The sequence below is a fragment of the Citrifermentans bremense R1 genome, from assembly GCF_000426865.1.
Taxonomy (GTDB): domain Bacteria; phylum Desulfobacterota; class Desulfuromonadia; order Geobacterales; family Geobacteraceae; genus Geomonas; species Geomonas bremensis.
The window spans coordinates 30,363-45,734 of sequence record NZ_AUGE01000024.1 but is presented as its reverse complement, the minus strand read 5'-3'; the positions used below and the strand labels follow the sequence as shown (position 1 = coordinate 45,734).

Sequence of the window (15,372 nt, the reverse complement as noted above, 5' to 3'; positions counted from 1 at the left end):
CTGCTACTTTTGCTGCATCAGCCCTTCAAGGTACCCTACCACCTCGGGAGAGCTCCACTCCACCCCGCCGATCACCTTCTTCCTGATCATCCCCTTGCCGTCGACGATGAAGGTTTCGGGAACGCCGGTGGTGCCGTAGCGCCTGGAGACACTGCCGTCGGTATCGAGCAGCGCCGGTAGCGCGACCCCGTTTTGCCTGAAGAACTCCTGCACCGCCTGCTTCCCACCCTCGTCAATGGAGATGGCAAGCATCTGGAAGTTCTTCCCCTGCATGATCTGGTTCAGTTTCACCATGGAGGGAATCTCCTCCCGACAGGGGGGACACCAGGTGGCCCAGAAGTTGACCAGCACCACCTTCCCCTTCAGCGACGAAAGCTGCACCTGCTTTCCGGAAAGGTCGCTCAGGGTGAAGTCGGGGGCGGCGGCGCCTTCCTGCGCCGGGACCTCCTTCTTGGAGCAGCCAGAGGCCATGACGGCGAGGAGCAGTAACAGCACGGCAAGGATACGTTTCATTACTTTCTCCCGGGTTGCACTATATTGTATTTTTCCATTCTGTAAATCAGAGTATGGCGCGGTATGCGCAGAAAACGGGCGGCCGCGGTCTGGTTCCAGTCGCACCTTTCCAGTGCCTCCAGCACCACCTCCCGCTCCAGTTGCTCCAGTGAATACCCTCCGGGCGGAAGCCTGAGCACGCTCCCCTCGGCGGGGGACGAGGTGGCCGATATCTTCTCGGGGAGTTCGTCCGCACCGATCCGGTCGCTCTCCCGCATGATCAGCAGGCGTTCGACCGTGTTTTCCAGTTCCCTCACGTTTCCCGGCCAGCTGTACGCCTGCAGCCTCTCCAGAGCCTCTTTCTCAAAGCTCACCCCTTCGGCCCCGAACTTGGCACAGAAGTAGCGCAGCAAAAGCGGCACATCCTCCACCCGTTCCCTCAGAGGAGGGAGCTGGATCGGGATCACGGAGAGACGATAATAGAGATCCTCGCGGAACTTCCCTTCCACGATCCAGCGCTCCAGATCCGCGTTCGTCGCCGCCACCACCCGCAGATCTATCTTCTGCAAAGAGGTGCCGCCAACAGGTTCTACCACGCGCTCCTGCAGGACGCGCAGCAGTTTTGGCTGCAGTTCCAGGGGGAGGTCCCCCACCTCGTCCAGGAAGATGGTGCCGCCGTCGGCCAGTTGGAACTTCCCCTCTTTGTCCCTGATGGCCCCGGTGAAGGCCCCCTTGACATGGCCGAAGAGCTCGCTCTCCAAAAGGTCCCTGGGGATGGCCGCGCAGTTGACGGCGATAAAAGGGGCTCCGCGACGGGAGCTGCCGGAGTGAATGGCGCGCGCCACCAGTTCCTTACCGGTTCCCGATTCGCCGGTGATGAGGACGGTGGCCTCGGTGTCCGCCACCTTGCGCACCACCGAGAAAACCCCTTCCATGGCACGGGAAGTGCCGACGATGCTCTTGAACTCGACGCGCCCGGAGAGTTCCTCCTTCAGCAGCCGGTTCTCCTCCGAAAGCCCCTGCAGTTGCAGCGCCTTCAGCACGGTGACCTTCAGCTCCTCACGGTTGAACGGCTTGGTGAGGTAATGGAAAGCCCCCAGCTTCATCGCCTCCACCGCGGTGTCGATGGCTCCGAAAGCGGTCAGCACGATGACCACAGTGGCAGGCGAGCTTTCCTTAATGGCGGAGAGAACCTCGAACCCGCTCTTTCCCGGCATCTTCAGATCCGTGATGACTACGGCCGGCAACTTCTCCGCGAAGAGCTGCAGCCCGGCGTCGCCGTCGGCAGCGGTGTACACGTCGTACCCCTCCTGCTGCAGGTTGTACTCGAGCACGCGCCGTAATGAACTGTCGTCGTCTATGACTAGTATTTTTGCGGGCATAGGTCCTGGGAGGGCGCCAGAGGCTGGAACGGGCGCCAGTGTCAATTTTTAACCGATTTGAACGGGGAGGGCAACCTTTTTATAATGAACCCGGTCCGGCAAGCTTGCGGCGGGAAGAGCCTCAGGGGAGGAAAGTTCGAAGAGTAGCTTTGGGTTTGTTAGAAGGCTCGATTCAGAAAGGGAACAGTAGGGGGTGCAGGAGCGGATGCAGTTAGCGGGGTGGAGAGAAAAGCGCGCGCGTTTCCATCCGATGCGGCAAAGCGGCATCAGCTGAACTGCGGAGCCTGAAAAGCGAAGGAGCGGCGCTAGGGTCGACGCCCCCTCGGTCTGCGCGGGTAGCCGAGGTAGCTTTGCGTCAGCTCGCGGGTTCCTATGGCCAGCGGGAGCAGGTTTTCGTGCTTCTGCAGGGTCTCGGGGAGCGAAGATCCGTCCGTGATGATGTAATCGTCCTCACCGAGGCAGGTCTTGGCGAAGAATCTGCCCGCTGCGCTGCAGAAAATGTTGATGCTAAAAGTCTCTCCGTTGACTTCCAACTCAGTTGAGTGTAGCAGCATCTCTTCGTCCACTTTACCCCCCGAATTAACTCATTTCTATCGAATGGACATTTCAACAGCAAAAAGCGGACCAACGAAATGAGGGGAAACGGACCATGCTCGACGGGAAGCGGCAAACTATCAGCAGTACAGAGGTTAAAAAAATGAGCACCGACTAAGCGGTGCTCATTAATGGAAGGATGCCTTTGTTAAACTAAGTTATTTTTCGTACCTGAGGGATGTGGCGCAGTTATATGACGGCAACCGCGACGGTTATTTGACGCGAGTCACAACATATTCGGCAAGTTCGGCAAGCGCGTCGCGGGTGGCAGAGGTGGGGAATTTCTCCAAGTGCTGCTTGCAGAGGACCACGTGTTCGCCGGCGGAGGCGACGGTATGCTCAATGCCGCCGTAGCGCTGCACCAGCTCCAGCACTCGGGCGAAATCCTCATCCGAGAGGAGTTCCTTTTCCACCACAGAGGCAATCAGGTCGCGCTCCTGGCCGGTGCAGTTCCTGAGCGTGTGGATCAGGGGAAGAGTGATCTTCCCTTCCTCAAGGTCGTGGCCGATGCTTTTGCCGAACTGCTCTTCGCTGGCGGTGTAGTCCAGGGTGTCGTCCATCAGCTGAAAGGCGATGCCGAGATCCATGCCGTAATCCGCCAAGGCCTGCCTGTGCATGGCGTCGGCCCCGCCCAGGATGGCACCCACCTCGCAGGCAGCGGAGAGGAGGATCGCCGTTTTGCTCCGGACCACCTCGATGTAGCGCTCCACGGTGATGTCGAGGTCAGAGGTGCAGACCAACTGCAAAACTTCCCCTTCGGCTATGATGGTGGTGGCGTCCGCCAGAACCTTCAATATGCGCAGGTCGCCGTCAGCAACCATCAGGGAAAACGACTTGGAGAAGAGGAAATCACCTACCAGAACCGACGCCTCGTTGCCCCATAGCGTGTTGGCCGAGGCAAGCCCACGGCGCAGGTTGGCGTTGTCGACGACGTCGTCGTGCAGCAGGGTTGCCGTGTGGATAAACTCCACGACGCTTGCCAGCGGGACGCTGCGATTGCCATCGTAGCCGCAAAGCCTGGCAGCCAGGAGCACCAGGGCGGGGCGGATACGCTTGCCGCCGCTGGACAGCACATACTCACCCACCTTGCGAATAAGTGGGACATCCGACTGCAGATCCTTCTTGAACTGCAATTCCACGTTTTTCAGGTCTTCCCCGATGAGGGCAAGCGCTGCATCCATAAGAGGCCTCGATATTATGCGCGCGCGACTGCATCACTGCGCTTAGGATTTCTTAACACTACGAAATTACGCCGGATTTTCCAAGGTGGGTTCGCTTTGGAACGACGGGACACTTTAGCAAATCCTTTCTCATTATTCAAGGCATTTGAGCGGTTAAGCACTGCGGCCACGGCTAAGAACGCGAAAGGGAGGCCGGACAGCCCCCCCCTTTCCCCAACGATCTTATTTTCCCTTAGCGGCTCAGGCCGCCTCTTTTTCTCGGTTCAAGAGGCCGCATCGCCTCAGCTCCTTCTCGAGCCTGCCCTTGCTGAGCCCGAGCGCCCGGCACATCTTGTCGGTGTTGCAGTGGTAACGCTCCATCGCCATCAAAAGCAGCGCCTTTTTAAGCGATAGCGACAGCTTGTCCATCACGTGCTCCTGCGATGTCGCCGAGATCAGTGCAAACAAAGGCTCCAGGCTTTTCTTGAAAAGCTGTGCGCTCTCTTCCACATGCACCGGGTTTTGTTTTTTCATTTGGTTCACCCTCACCAGATTATTCACGATACTATCCATGTCCTCATTCACCAAGCGCCAGATGTCCGAATCGTTCCCCAGTGTCAAGATGACGGCAATGCGCTCGGCGGAAGCAGCCGGCTGCCGTTTCACCAGCACCACCTCCATGGCGCCGAACCCGCCGCTGCAGTGGTCCGCGCTCGCACCTGCAAATCTATCATCCATACCCCACCTCCGCGTACCCGCCCCAGCGGTTCAGGACCGAGCCATGCCGCGTCCATAGCCGGCACAGCTGCCGCCGGTAGATTCAACCGATACAACTGCCGTACCAAAGTCCGCGCCGCCCGCTCTTGCGCCTAAACTGCCGTCCCATTTGGTTTTTATCGAAACGACAGGCGAGAAAAGGAGCAAAGACCCGCTTACGGCGTGTTCATACCTTGCACATTCAGCTGTTCCATGTGCAAAACCCGCCATTCTAATGGACACCATTCACCCCACTGCTAATGAGACTTTTTACAGACAAGAAGACGGCACCTCCCGGCCGTCCCGGGAACCGTAATGGCTCGCACGAAGGCACGCGGCCACCCGTTTTGCGCGTTCCGCAACAGGTTCGCCCCTTCGATGTTCTCCGGGCGAGCGCCGCTGTGCAGACTTGAATAAAAACTAATCTATGCTATCATCCCCCGACGCACATGAGAATCGACCTGCCAGCAGCCTAACAAAAGCCCGCGGAGGGGACATGCAGACACAGCAGCTTTGGGAGCGGTACAAGAACCGGCTCTACCACGACGCCGAACTGGAGCTGAGCGTCGACACCAGCCGTATCGATTTCCCGGAGGGGTTCCTGGAGGAGATGGAGCCGCGACTGCAGCAGGCTTACCAGGAGATGGAAGCGCTGGAAAAAGGTGCCGTCGCCAACCCGGACGAAAACCGGATGGTGGGGCACTACTGGCTCAGGGCTCCCGAACTGGCGCCGGAGGCGCCCCTTGCCGAGGAGATAACGTCGACGCTGGCCGCCATCAAGGCGTTTGCCTCCTCAGTGCATGGGGGGAACATCGCCGCCCCCGACGGCCACCGCTTCACCGACCTCTTGATCATCGGTATCGGCGGCTCCGCGCTGGGGCCCCAGTTCGTCGCCGACAGCCTGGGAGGGCCAAAGGATCTCCTGCGCATCTGGTTCTTCGACAACACCGACCCGGACGGTATGGACAAGGTCCTCTCCGGGATCGGCACCGCTCTGAAACAGACCCTGGTAGTGGTCATATCCAAGAGCGGCGGCACCAAAGAAACCCGCAACGGGATGCTGGAGGCGCGCCAGGCGTTCGAACGCGCCGGGCTGCATTTCGCCGGTCATGCCGTAGCTGTAACCGGCAGCGGCAGCGAGTTGGACGGGACCGCATCCAGGGAAAGCTGGCTCGGGGTCTTCCCCATGTGGGACTGGGTCGGCGGGCGCACCTCGGTCACGTCCGCAGTGGGGCTTCTCCCCGCAGCCTTGCAAGGCATCGATGTGGACAGGTTGCTCGCCGGAGCGCGCGCCTGCGACCAAAAAACGCGTTGCCGGGTGACACGGGAAAACCCCGCCGCCCTCCTGGCCCTCTCCTGGTTCCACGCCACCCAGGGGAAAGGCGCCCGCGACATGGTGCTGCTTCCCTACAAGGACAGGCTGCTTTTGTTCTCCCGCTACCTGCAGCAACTCATCATGGAATCCCTCGGCAAGGGGTTGGACCGCGACGGGAAAGAGGTACTGCAGGGGATCGCCGTTTACGGCAACAAGGGTTCCACCGACCAGCACGCCTACGTGCAGCAGCTGCGGGAAGGCGTGCACAACTTCTTCGTCACCTTCATCGAGGTGCTCAAGGACCGCCAGGGCCCATCTATGAAAGTGGAGCCGGGTGCGACCTCCGGCGATTATCTCTCGGGCTTTTTCCAGGGAACGCGATCCGCACTCTATGAAAAGGGACGGGAATCGGTTACTATCACCGTCCGCGAGCTCTCCCCCGAGAGCGTCGGGGCCCTCATCGCCCTTTATGAGCGCGCAGTGGGGCTGTACGCCTTGCTCATCAACGTTAACGCCTACCACCAGCCGGGAGTCGAGGCTGGGAAGAAGGCCGCCGGCGCCGTGCTCAAACTGCAGGGGGAAATCCTCGAGATGCTCAGGCGGCAACCGAACCGGGAATTCACCGGCGAGGAGATGGCGCTGGCCCTGGCGCGCCCGGAAGAGGTGGAGACCACCTTCATGATCTTGAGGCACCTTGCCGCCAACGGCGACCACGGGGTGAGCGTCGCCGTAAAGGACAAGATCTGGGAAAACAAGTACCGCAGCATAGGTTAGCAAGATAGGGGAACAGATGAAGACGGTAGATCTGAGAAGCGACACGGTGACTTCGCCGTCGCAGGCGATGCGCCGGGAAATGGCGAATGCCCCGGTCGGAGACGACGTCTACGGGGAGGACCCGACGGTAAACCGGCTGGAGTCCATGGCGGCAGAGTTGCTGGGGAAGGAGGCGGCGCTCTTCGTCCCCACGGGGACCATGGGGAACCTGCTCGCCCTCTTATCGCACTGCGGGCGCGGTGACGAGTACATCGCCGGGCAGGAAGCGCACATCTACCGGTGGGAGGGAGGAGGCGGCGCCATCTTCGGCGGGATACAGCCGCAGCCGATCGAATTCGAAGAGGACGGAACACTCGATCTCGAAAAGGTGCGGCGCGTAGTGAAGCCTGCGGATTACCATCACCCCGTCACCAGGCTCCTCTGCCTCGAGAACACTCAGGTGGGGAAAGTGTTGCCGCTCGACTATCTGACAAAGGCTGCGGAGCTTGCCCAAAGCCTCGGGCTTTCCCTGCACCTTGACGGGGCCCGGGTCTTCAACGCGGCCGCATACCTGGGGGTCCCCGTCGCCACCATCGCCGCCCATTTCGACTCGGCCTCGGTCTGCCTCTCCAAGGGACTCGGCGCCCCCGCAGGCACGGTACTTTGCGCCAGCCGGGAGTTCATCGGCCGCGCGCGCCGCTGGCGCAAGGTAGCCGGCGGCGGCATGCGCCAGGCCGGCATTCTGGCCGCGGCCGGCATACATGCACTGGAGAAGAACCTGCAGCGGCTGACCGAGGACCACGAGAACGCGGAACTCCTGGCCGCGGGCCTTGGGCACATCGAGGAACTCCTGGTGAGCCAGGCGCGCACCAACATCCTCTTCGTCACCCCCCCGGCCGGCAGCGCCGACCGTTTGCGCAAGACTCTCGCCGCCGAAGGGATACTCCTTGGCGGGGGCGACCAGATCCGCCTAGTTACCCACCTGGACGTTACCAGCGCGGACGTGGAGCGCACCGTCGCCGCCTTCAAAGGCTTCTTCGCGGCAGGAGGTAAGTGACGTGGCCGAGATAAACTGGGGCGATTTCGAAAAAGTGGAACTGCGGGTGGGGACCGTGCTGGAAGTGGAGGAATTCCCTGAAGCGAGAAAGCCTGCCTACAAGCTGCTGGTGGATTTCGGCGAAGCAGGCGTGCGGAGGTCGAGCGCGCAGATCACGAAGCACTACCAGAGGGAAGAACTGGTGGGAAAGCAGGTGATCGGTGTCTGCAACTTTCCGAGAAAACAGATCGGGCGCTTCTTTTCCGAGGTGCTCATCACCGGCTTTGCCGATGAAAACGGCGACATAGTTCTAGCTATCCCCGAGCGCCCCGTCCCCAACGGCAGCAGGCTCTGCTGAGCTAACCCCTGATCCTCAGGGCTTCCGCATAGACCTCGCTTTTGTGGAGGCCCGTCTCCAGGGTCACCCTCTTCACGGCGTCCTTCAGGGTCATCTCTTCAGAAGACAGATACTTTTGCAGCAGCTCTTCCATCCCCGGGGCGTCGGTTGCCTCCGGCTCCTCCGCGGGGGTGACCAGGATCGCCACCTCCCCTCGGATCTCCCTCCCCTGCACCTCTGTTACCAGCGCCGAAAGCCTGCCGCGCAGGAACTCCTCGTACATCTTGGTAAGCTCGCGCGCCACCACGACCTCGCGATCCCCCATGGTTTCCAGCATGTCCTGCAGAGTCGCCAGCAGGCGCTTGGGCGACTCGTAGAAGATCAGCACTGCCCTGTCTGCGACAAGCGACTGCAGCCGCTCGCGCCTTTTCCCCTGCCTGTTGGGAAGAAACCCTGCGAAACTGAAATAGTCGGTGGGAAGCCCCGATGCGGAGAGAGCGGTGACGGCCGCGCAGGCGCCGGGAATGGGGACCACGGAGATCCCCCCCGCGACCGCGTCGCGCACCAGCTGGTAGCCCGGATCCGAGATGCAAGGGGTCCCGGCGTCAGTGATGAGAGCAACGCTCTCCCCCTCGCGGAGCCGGTCCAGGATCTTGTCCCCCTTCAGGTCCTTGTTATGGTCGAAGTAGGAGGTGAGCGGCTTGGAAATGCCGAAATGGGTGAGGAGCTTCCTGGAGTGGCGGGTGTCCTCGGCCGCGACCAGGTCCACCTCCTTCAGTATGCGCAGGGCGCGCAAGGTGATGTCCTCGAGGTTGCCGATCGGCGTGGCTACGATGTAGAGAGTTCCGGACATAACGGCAAAAGGCGGTTCAACGTTCAACGTTCAACGTTTGGAAAACCTGAGGGTTCTAACGTTGAACGTTGAACGTTGAACGGCTCCTTATTTCCCCCAATCCCTGGCGTAGCGGAAGTCGCGGTCGATGGTGCGGTTGGAAACCTTGGCGATGATGGGAAGACGCCGCTTGAAATGGGAGCCCTGCACCTTCCTGTGCACGTTGTCGATGAACTGCGCCTCGAAGCCGGCCGCGATCAACTCCTCGCGGCTCATGCGCTGGTCCACCATCCGGTAGAGGAGCTCGTCAGCGTCGCGATAGGTGAAGCCCAATTCCTGCTCGTCGGTCTGCCCGGCCCACAGGTCCGCCGAAGGCTTCTTCTCGATCACCTCGTGCGGCACCCCCATCGCCTCGGAAAGCTCCCACACCTGGCTTTTATAGATGTCGCCGATAGGGTTGAGCGCGCTCGCCATGTCGCCGTGTAGCGTCCCGTACCCCAGCAGAAGCTCGGTCTTGTTGCTGGTCCCGAGCACCAGTCCCGCCACCTCGGCGCTGTGGTCGTAGAGGATGGTCATCCTCTCGCGCGCCATCTTGTTGCCGCGCCTCATGTTGCTCGCCTCGGGGTAGAGGTCGAAGTAGGCGTCCACCATCCCGGTGATCTCGATCACCTTGAAGTTGATGCCGAGGCTGTCGGCGACCAGGCGGGCATGTGCCTCGCTCTCCGGGTTAGAGGTGCGGTACGGCATGCAGTAGGCGTAGACGTTCTCCGGGCCCAGCGCCTCGGCGGCGATGTAGGCGACCAGCGCGGAATCGATCCCGCCGGAAAGCCCTAAAACCCCCTTGCGCAGTCCGACCTTGCAAACCTCGTCGCGCACGAACCCGACCAGGATCTGGCGCAACAGCGCCGTATTAACGGTTAGGGCACCCATCAGTACTCTTTCTCCCTGTCGATTCTTTTGAGTTCCTTCACGGTGATGGCGAGGTTCTCGTCGCGCATCATCGGGGAAAAGATCCGCTCGCGCCTGAGCGCGCCGCCGTCGACCTTGGCGAGCACCAGGTCCTCCTCCAGGATCGCCCCCCGGGCGGTAACCTCACCCGAAGGGGATATGGCCTCGGAGCCACCCCAGAAGTTGATGCCGTCTTCGTACCCCACGCGGTTGCAGTAGAAGACGCGGCAGTTGAGGAACATGGCCGTGGTGGCGGTTAGCTTCTGCCACGCGGCGGCCGACCCCAGACCTTCGGTGCCGCTCACACCGCGTCCGGGGCTCGAAGAGAGGCAGAGGAGCGTCATGGCGCCGTCCATGGCGAGGACGTAGGGGGCCGAGAGGTGCCACATGTCCTCGCAGATGAGCATCCCCACCCGGCCGAAGCGGGTGTCGAAGGCGCGGAAGCGCTCGCCGCGCGCCATGTAGCGCTGCTCGTCGAACAGGCCGTAGGTCGGCAGATATACCTTCCTGTGCACGTGGCGGATTTCCCCTTCTTCCAGATAAAGGGCCGAGTTGAAAAACCGGAAATCGGAGGAGACCTCGACAAGGCCGATGGCGATGGAGATCCGCTTGGACAGGGTCTTCAGTTTTTCTATCTGGGGGGCGTCGAGACGCAGCGCCACCTCGGGGACCAGGTCCTTCAGGAAGTACCCGGTAAGCGCAAGTTCTGGGAACACGATCAGGTCGGCCCCCGCGGCGATCCCCTTTTCAATGGCGGCCTCAACGAGAGCCAGGTTGTCGTCCAGGCAGCCTAGCTTCGGCTTGATCTGGGCCAGGGCAACGGTGAAATCCATGAGCTTCTCCGCAATTTTTTTCTCATTACTAACACAGCGGGAGAGTCTTTGCAAACGTCAATGGCTAAAACCACTTAGCCATGGTTAAAATCTGAGAGAATCCCCGGAGAGGCGTTTTCATTGGAAACGGCATCCCCTTTCGCTGCCCTTCTCCGCTAAAGCAGGATCACCAGCACCACTCCCCCGGCTATGACCGAGAGGTTGCAGACGGCTGAGACGCCATGGAGTTTGGCGAACTCGCGCCGCAGCGGGTCGTCCTTGGAGGTGGTCTCGAAGGAGACGATTCTACGCTTCAGTTCGGCCGCTTTCGGCTCGATGTAGAAGGCCTGAAACGAGGAGAGGAGCAGCATTGCCGCGATGATGGCGGCAGCTGCGAAATTGGATTTCCCGGAGATGATGACCCTGCAGATGAGGGCGACGACGCCGCAGGCGAGCCCCCAGCGGAAATACCCGGGGAAGAAGAGGCCGACGATGCGCCCCGCCACGTCCCGGCTCTCGGAGCGGAACAAGATCGGGGTGAGCACGAAAGTGAAGAGGGCCGCGCCCCCGAGCCAGAGTGAAATTGCCAACCGGTAGATTACGTTTACTGCCTGCATCTCGCTTCCTCCTGTCGATTAAATTCCCGCCAAACGGCAGTCCGACCGTCTAGTACGCCAACTCGAACGCGTTTCTGATGTGCTCTATTACCGGCAACTCGTGCTCGCGCAGCACGATGGCCACCACGTCGAAGCGCGCCTCCGCATCGAAGAGTTTCTTCTTGGAAAGCCAAACCAGCGCTGCCTTGGAGATCTGGCGCTGTTTGAACGGCGTCACCGCTAGTTGAGGCACGCCGTAGTTATAGTTCTTGCGGCACTTCACCTCGACAAAGACAAGGGTGCGCCCGTCTCTGGCTATGATGTCGATCTCACCGCAGACGCTGCGGAAGTTGCACTCCACTATCTTGAAGCCCTGCCCCTTCAGGAAGGTGACCGCAATAGACTCACCTATCCCGCCGAGAGAGCTGTTGCTGCTCTTATCCGGCATGGCCACCTCTGAGGAAATGTCGCTCTACGGCAAAGACCACAACAGTGTAGCAGCTAGTTCAGAGTGCACATGACTGAGCGAAGGATTCTTTTTACCACTTCCTGTTCAGAAAGAGAATAAGCCAGTGGAAGGCCCTGCAGTGTCACTATCGGGCTGGGAAGGAAGATGCTCTTTGACACCGCTGAAGGTTTTGCGATGGATGGGACATGGTCCCAGTTCGGCGATGGCGGCCAGGTGCGACGCGGCGCCGTAACCCTTGTGGCTGGCGAAGCCGTAGCCCGGGTACTGGGCGTCGTACTCAACCATCATCCGGTCCCGGGTGACCTTGGCGATTATTGAGGCGGCCGCTATCGAGAGGCTCAGGGAGTCTCCCTTTTTCACCGTACGCTGCGGGATGTTCATGGGGATGTTGGAGATGCCGTCGATGAGGAGGAAACCGGGGGTTATGCTCAGGGCGCGGACCGCGTCGCGCATGGCGCTGAGGGTCGCCTGCAGGATGTTGATGCTGTCGACCAGGGCGTGGTCGCCGATGCCGACGCCGACCGCAAGCGCCTCGCGATGGATCACGTCGAAAAGCTCTTCCCTCTTTTCTTCAGTAAGCTGTTTGGAATCGTTAACCCCGGGGAGCAGCAGACCGGCAGGCAGCATCACTGCGGCGGCCACGACCGGCCCCGCCAGTGGGCCACGCCCGGCCTCATCGATCCCCGCTATCCGAAAGTAGCCGCGACGAAGCGCCTGCCCTTCGAGTGCGAGCAGGTCAATCGGCGACTTCGGGTTGTCGGGAAAAAGACCGGTCATGGCATTCCAGTAAAAGCTTGAGAAGCAAAACCTTTAACAAGGAGAACGTCTGAGGAAATCTGAGCAAAAACAAAAACCTGAGAGAGTCTGAACCGCTAAAATGGTCTGCGGTCTCAGATGTTCTCAGATTTGCTCCTTGTTAATGGTTTTCGGGTTCTCGGGGGTTTAAATAAAAAAGCCCCGGTCGCATGACGTGACCGGGGCCCTTTGTGCTGCGAGCCTTGTTATTGGCCGGCGACGTATTTCCGCTCTTTGATCCTGGAAGCCTTGCCGCGCAGCTTGCGCAGGTAGTAAAGCTTCGCGCGACGGACCTGGCCGCGGGTCACTACTTCGATCGCCTCGATGGACGGGGAGTGCAGCGGGAACACCCTCTCCACGCCGACGCCGTTGGAGATCTTGCGAACGGTGAAGGACTCGCGGATCCCGCCGTTCTGACGGCCGAGGCATACGCCCTGGAAAGCCTGGATACGGCTCTTGTCACCCTCAACGATTTTCACCTGCACCTTGATGGTGTCGCCAGGAATGAATTTGGGAATGTTCTTCTTCATCTGCGCCATTTCAATAGCATCAATCTGGTTCATTTGGTACTTCCTCCCTTATCTTTAACCTCTAGTCTTGCAAGTTTAGAATCTATGGCTGTTACGCCGTTTCCGCCTAGCTACGCTTATTCCCTACCCTTCTCGTAGAGCCGCGACCTTTGGTCCGGCCTGCTACAAACTCATTTACCGCCCGAACAGCCGGTCCAGCATGATCGACGCCGCGGAGCGCACCGAGAGGTGGTTGTATTCTCCAGCCCCTCTGATCGGCTCCAGCACCAGATCGCCCTTGTTGAAGACCTGCTCGATCAGCCCCCATCCGGTCCCAAGCAGCAGCAAAAAGGGCTGTTGCGGGTCTGCGTCGATGAGCGCCTTGAGATCTGCAAAGCTGACGCTGTTGTCGCGGCCGGTGGCACCGGTCACGACGACCTTCGGCCTGCGGCCGGTGCGCTTTTCGATGTCGGCGACGGCGGTGTCGACCGAGGCTTCCATCTGCAGCGTTTCGAGCGCCATCTTGCGCTTCGGGTTGTAGGTTGATCCCCAACCGGAAAGCCAGTGTTCTCTTATCTTTTCAACGAGCTTTCGCTGCTCTTCAACCGGGGTCACGATGTAGTAGCGGTCCAGACCGAAGGTCCGGGTCAGTCGCGACATGTCGTGGATGTCAAGGTTGGTCACCGAGGTGGCGACCACGTCCTTGTGCTTGTCGTACACCGGGTAATGAACGAGCGCGATGCTGAAATTGGCTGCGGAGGTCATCTGGCCACCTTCTCCTGGTTGGCCTTTTCGACCTCTGCAAATAGTTTCTTGTCCGACTTGCTCCACTCGATCCCATCGAGGAGCTCGGGACGGGAGGCGAGCGTTCTTCTCATCTGCTCCTTGCGCCGCCACTTGGCGATCTCGGCGTGGTTGCCGGAAAGGAGGATGTCGGGAACCTTCTCGCCCCTGAATTCGGGGGGCCTCGTGTACTGCGGGTATTCCAAAAGCCCGTCTGCAAATGAATCGTACTGCGCCGACTCGTCGCTTCCCAAGACACCCGGCACCAGCCGGGAAACGGCATCGACGATGACCATGGCGGCGATCTCCCCCCCGGTCAACACGAAATCCCCCAGGGAGATCTCGTCGTCCACGAACAGGGTGCGCACCCTCTCGTCGACCCCTTCGTAGCGGCCGCAGATGATGACGACCCCTTCCTCGCGTGAGAGTTCCTCGGCAACCTGGTGGCTGAAAGGACGCCCGCAGGGGGTGGTCAGTATCACCTTCGAGTTGGGGTTCTTCGCCTTAACCGCCTCGATGGCGCCAGCTATCGGCTCGACCTTCATCACCATCCCGGCGCCGCCGCCGTAGGGGGCGTCGTCGGCCGTAGCGTGCTTGTCGAAGGCCCAGTCGCGGATGTTATGCAGCGCGACCTCGATGAGCCCCTTGTCGCTGGCCCGCTTCAGGATGCTTTCCGTCAGCGGCCCTTCGAACATGGCCGGAAACAGGGTCAGGATGTCGAATTTCATAGATCGAGCAGCCCCTCCGGAAGAGAGACCGTCATGCGCCCTTCAGCCAGGTCGATCGATAACACGACATCCTCGAGCGCGGGGATAAGCACCTCGCGCCCGCCCTTCTTTACCACATAAACGTCGTTGCTGCCGGTCTCGATGATGTCGACCAGCTCTCCCAGCTCTTCCCCGTCCGAGGTTGCCACCTGGAGTCCCAGGAGGTCGGACCAGTAGAACTCGTCGTCGGGGAGTTCCGGAAGCGACACCCGGTCGGCGTAGATCTCTCGGCCGACCAGGTGCAGCACCTGGTTTATGTTGTCAAACGGCTTCAGGGTCAGAATCACCCTTTTGCCGTGTGCCTTGGCTGAAACCACCGCGAACGGCTCCAAGGCAGCTGTCGGAGACTTTACGAAGACCTCGTTCAGTTGCGAGATACTGGAAGCATCCCCCGCAAAGGGAATGACCCGCAATTGTCCCTTGATCCCGTGCGTCCCCTGGATCTTACCGATCAATAATTTTTTACTACCGGACATCTGTCACTCTACAATCTTCAGGATCGCTTTCTTGTTGTCCTTTGTGGAAACAGCATTCAACAGGGTGCGGATCGCCTTCGCAGTGCGTCCTTCCTTGCCGATGATACGGCCCATGTCCTCTTTTGCGACTGTCAGCTTGATTACGTTGGTTTCTTCTTCCAACTCCTCGGTGGCTCGTACCTGGCTCGGGTCATCAACAAGTGCCTTGGCGATGGTCTCAACAAGCTCTTTCATGTCGCTATCCTCTGTAGTGTGGGATATCCGGCTGGCCGGAACTAACAGGAATTAAGCGGCCGGAGAGACGAACTTCTCCCAAATCCCGACCTTCTTGAGGATCTGCTTGACCGTGTCGGTAGGCTGTGCGCCTTTACCGAGCCACTCAAGAGTCTTCCCTTCTTCCAGGTTGTACACCGCCGGGTTCTTGTTCGGGTCGTAGGTACCGACGTTCTCAATGAAACGCCCGTCCCTGCGGCAACGGCAGTCAGCAACCACTACCTGGTAAAAGGGTTTCTTCTTAGCGCCCGCACGTGCAAGTCTGATCTTTATAGCCATTTCTTCCT

The 15,372-nt window shown here is 60.2% G+C and carries 20 protein-coding genes; 3 read left to right on the top strand and 17 right to left on the bottom strand.

Translation table 11 applies throughout. The features are described from left to right. Positions 1–3: 3 nt before the first annotated feature. From K419_RS0114185 to K419_RS0114165, 5 genes are all read right to left on the bottom strand, one after another. Positions 4–513: a TlpA disulfide reductase family protein gene (locus K419_RS0114185; protein WP_026842177.1), complete on the bottom strand. Its 510-nt coding sequence runs from the start codon at positions 511–513 to the stop codon at positions 4–6. Then, positions 513–1,874 carry a sigma-54-dependent transcriptional regulator gene (locus tag K419_RS0114180; protein WP_026842176.1) on the bottom strand — a complete coding sequence of 454 codons (1,362 nt, stop codon included), beginning with the start codon at positions 1,872–1,874 and terminating at the stop codon, positions 513–515. The genes K419_RS0114185 and K419_RS0114180 overlap by 1 nt, the downstream gene beginning before the upstream one ends. Before the next feature lie 305 nt (positions 1,875–2,179). Further along, positions 2,180–2,440 (bottom strand): hypothetical protein, encoded by a 261-nt coding sequence (locus tag K419_RS0114175; protein WP_012531840.1) that lies wholly within the window; start codon positions 2,438–2,440, stop codon positions 2,180–2,182. A 240-nt stretch (positions 2,441–2,680) separates the two neighbouring features. Beyond that, on the bottom strand, positions 2,681–3,649 hold the full coding sequence (locus tag K419_RS0114170) for a polyprenyl synthetase family protein (protein WP_026842175.1): 969 nt from the start codon (positions 3,647–3,649) through the stop codon (positions 2,681–2,683). A gap of 240 nt (positions 3,650–3,889) precedes the next feature. Beyond that, complete coding sequence (locus K419_RS0114165) at positions 3,890–4,366, bottom strand: hypothetical protein (RefSeq protein WP_026842174.1); 477 nt, start codon at positions 4,364–4,366, stop codon at positions 3,890–3,892. 514 nt (positions 4,367–4,880) lie between these two features. Here K419_RS0114165 and K419_RS0114160 point away from each other — a divergent pair. Genes K419_RS0114160 through K419_RS0114150 form a run of 3 tightly spaced genes read left to right on the top strand, consistent with a single transcriptional unit; the run spans position 4,881 to position 7,846 of the window. Further along, a complete protein-coding gene (locus K419_RS0114160; RefSeq protein WP_026842173.1) occupies positions 4,881–6,473 on the top strand; it encodes a glucose-6-phosphate isomerase in 1,593 nt (530 codons plus the stop codon). 16 nt (positions 6,474–6,489) lie between these two features. Further along, positions 6,490–7,509, top strand: a complete 1,020-nt coding sequence (gene ltaE, locus K419_RS0114155) for a low-specificity L-threonine aldolase (RefSeq protein WP_026842172.1) — start codon at positions 6,490–6,492, stop codon at positions 7,507–7,509. Between the two features lies 1 nt (position 7,510). Next, complete coding sequence (locus tag K419_RS0114150) at positions 7,511–7,846, top strand: tRNA-binding protein (RefSeq protein ID WP_026842171.1); 336 nt, start codon at positions 7,511–7,513, stop codon at positions 7,844–7,846. Between the two features lies 1 nt (position 7,847). Here K419_RS0114150 and rsmI read toward each other — a convergent pair whose 3' ends face one another. The 12 genes from rsmI to rpsP all read right to left on the bottom strand — a co-directional run bounded on the left by rsmI (position 7,848) and on the right by rpsP (position 15,364). Beyond that, a complete protein-coding gene (rsmI, locus tag K419_RS0114145) occupies positions 7,848–8,678 on the bottom strand; it encodes a 16S rRNA (cytidine(1402)-2'-O)-methyltransferase (RefSeq protein WP_026842170.1) in 831 nt (276 codons plus the stop codon). Positions 8,679–8,765: 87 nt separating this feature from the next. Next, positions 8,766–9,587 (bottom strand): NAD+ synthase, encoded by an 822-nt coding sequence (locus K419_RS0114140; protein ID WP_026842169.1) that lies wholly within the window; start codon positions 9,585–9,587, stop codon positions 8,766–8,768. Continuing rightward, a complete protein-coding gene (locus K419_RS0114135) occupies positions 9,587–10,438 on the bottom strand; it encodes a nitrilase-related carbon-nitrogen hydrolase (protein ID WP_012531848.1) in 852 nt (283 codons plus the stop codon). The genes K419_RS0114140 and K419_RS0114135 overlap by 1 nt, the downstream gene beginning before the upstream one ends. A gap of 155 nt (positions 10,439–10,593) precedes the next feature. After that, a complete protein-coding gene (locus tag K419_RS0114130) occupies positions 10,594–11,034 on the bottom strand; it encodes a DUF4149 domain-containing protein (RefSeq protein ID WP_026842168.1) in 441 nt (146 codons plus the stop codon). A 49-nt stretch (positions 11,035–11,083) separates the two neighbouring features. After that, on the bottom strand, positions 11,084–11,461 hold the full coding sequence (locus K419_RS0114125; RefSeq protein WP_026842167.1) for a YraN family protein: 378 nt from the start codon (positions 11,459–11,461) through the stop codon (positions 11,084–11,086). A gap of 105 nt (positions 11,462–11,566) precedes the next feature. Then, complete coding sequence (locus tag K419_RS0114120; RefSeq protein WP_026842166.1) at positions 11,567–12,259, bottom strand: ribonuclease HII; 693 nt, start codon at positions 12,257–12,259, stop codon at positions 11,567–11,569. 224 nt (positions 12,260–12,483) lie between these two features. Next, positions 12,484–12,840: a 50S ribosomal protein L19 gene (gene rplS, locus K419_RS0114115; RefSeq protein ID WP_012531852.1), complete on the bottom strand. Its 357-nt coding sequence runs from the start codon at positions 12,838–12,840 to the stop codon at positions 12,484–12,486. Positions 12,841–12,981: 141 nt separating this feature from the next. Beyond that, positions 12,982–13,551 (bottom strand): RNA methyltransferase, encoded by a 570-nt coding sequence (locus tag K419_RS0114110; protein ID WP_026842165.1) that lies wholly within the window; start codon positions 13,549–13,551, stop codon positions 12,982–12,984. Further along, positions 13,548–14,297 carry a tRNA (guanosine(37)-N1)-methyltransferase TrmD gene (gene trmD / locus K419_RS0114105; protein ID WP_026842164.1) on the bottom strand — a complete coding sequence of 250 codons (750 nt, stop codon included), beginning with the start codon at positions 14,295–14,297 and terminating at the stop codon, positions 13,548–13,550. Before trmD ends, K419_RS0114110 begins: the two co-directional genes overlap by 4 nt. Further along, the gene (gene rimM / locus K419_RS0114100) at positions 14,294–14,812 is read right to left on the bottom strand and encodes a ribosome maturation factor RimM (RefSeq protein ID WP_026842163.1); all 519 of its coding nucleotides are present in this window, start codon (positions 14,810–14,812) and stop codon (positions 14,294–14,296) included. Before rimM ends, trmD begins: the two co-directional genes overlap by 4 nt. Positions 14,813–14,815: 3 nt before the next feature. Further along, positions 14,816–15,046, bottom strand: a complete 231-nt coding sequence (locus K419_RS0114095) for a KH domain-containing protein (protein ID WP_012531856.1) — start codon at positions 15,044–15,046, stop codon at positions 14,816–14,818. Between the two features lie 51 nt (positions 15,047–15,097). Beyond that, entirely contained in the window at positions 15,098–15,364 is a 267-nt protein-coding gene (gene rpsP, locus K419_RS0114090) for a 30S ribosomal protein S16 (RefSeq protein ID WP_012531857.1), read from the bottom strand. Between the last annotated feature and the right edge of the window lie 8 nt (positions 15,365–15,372).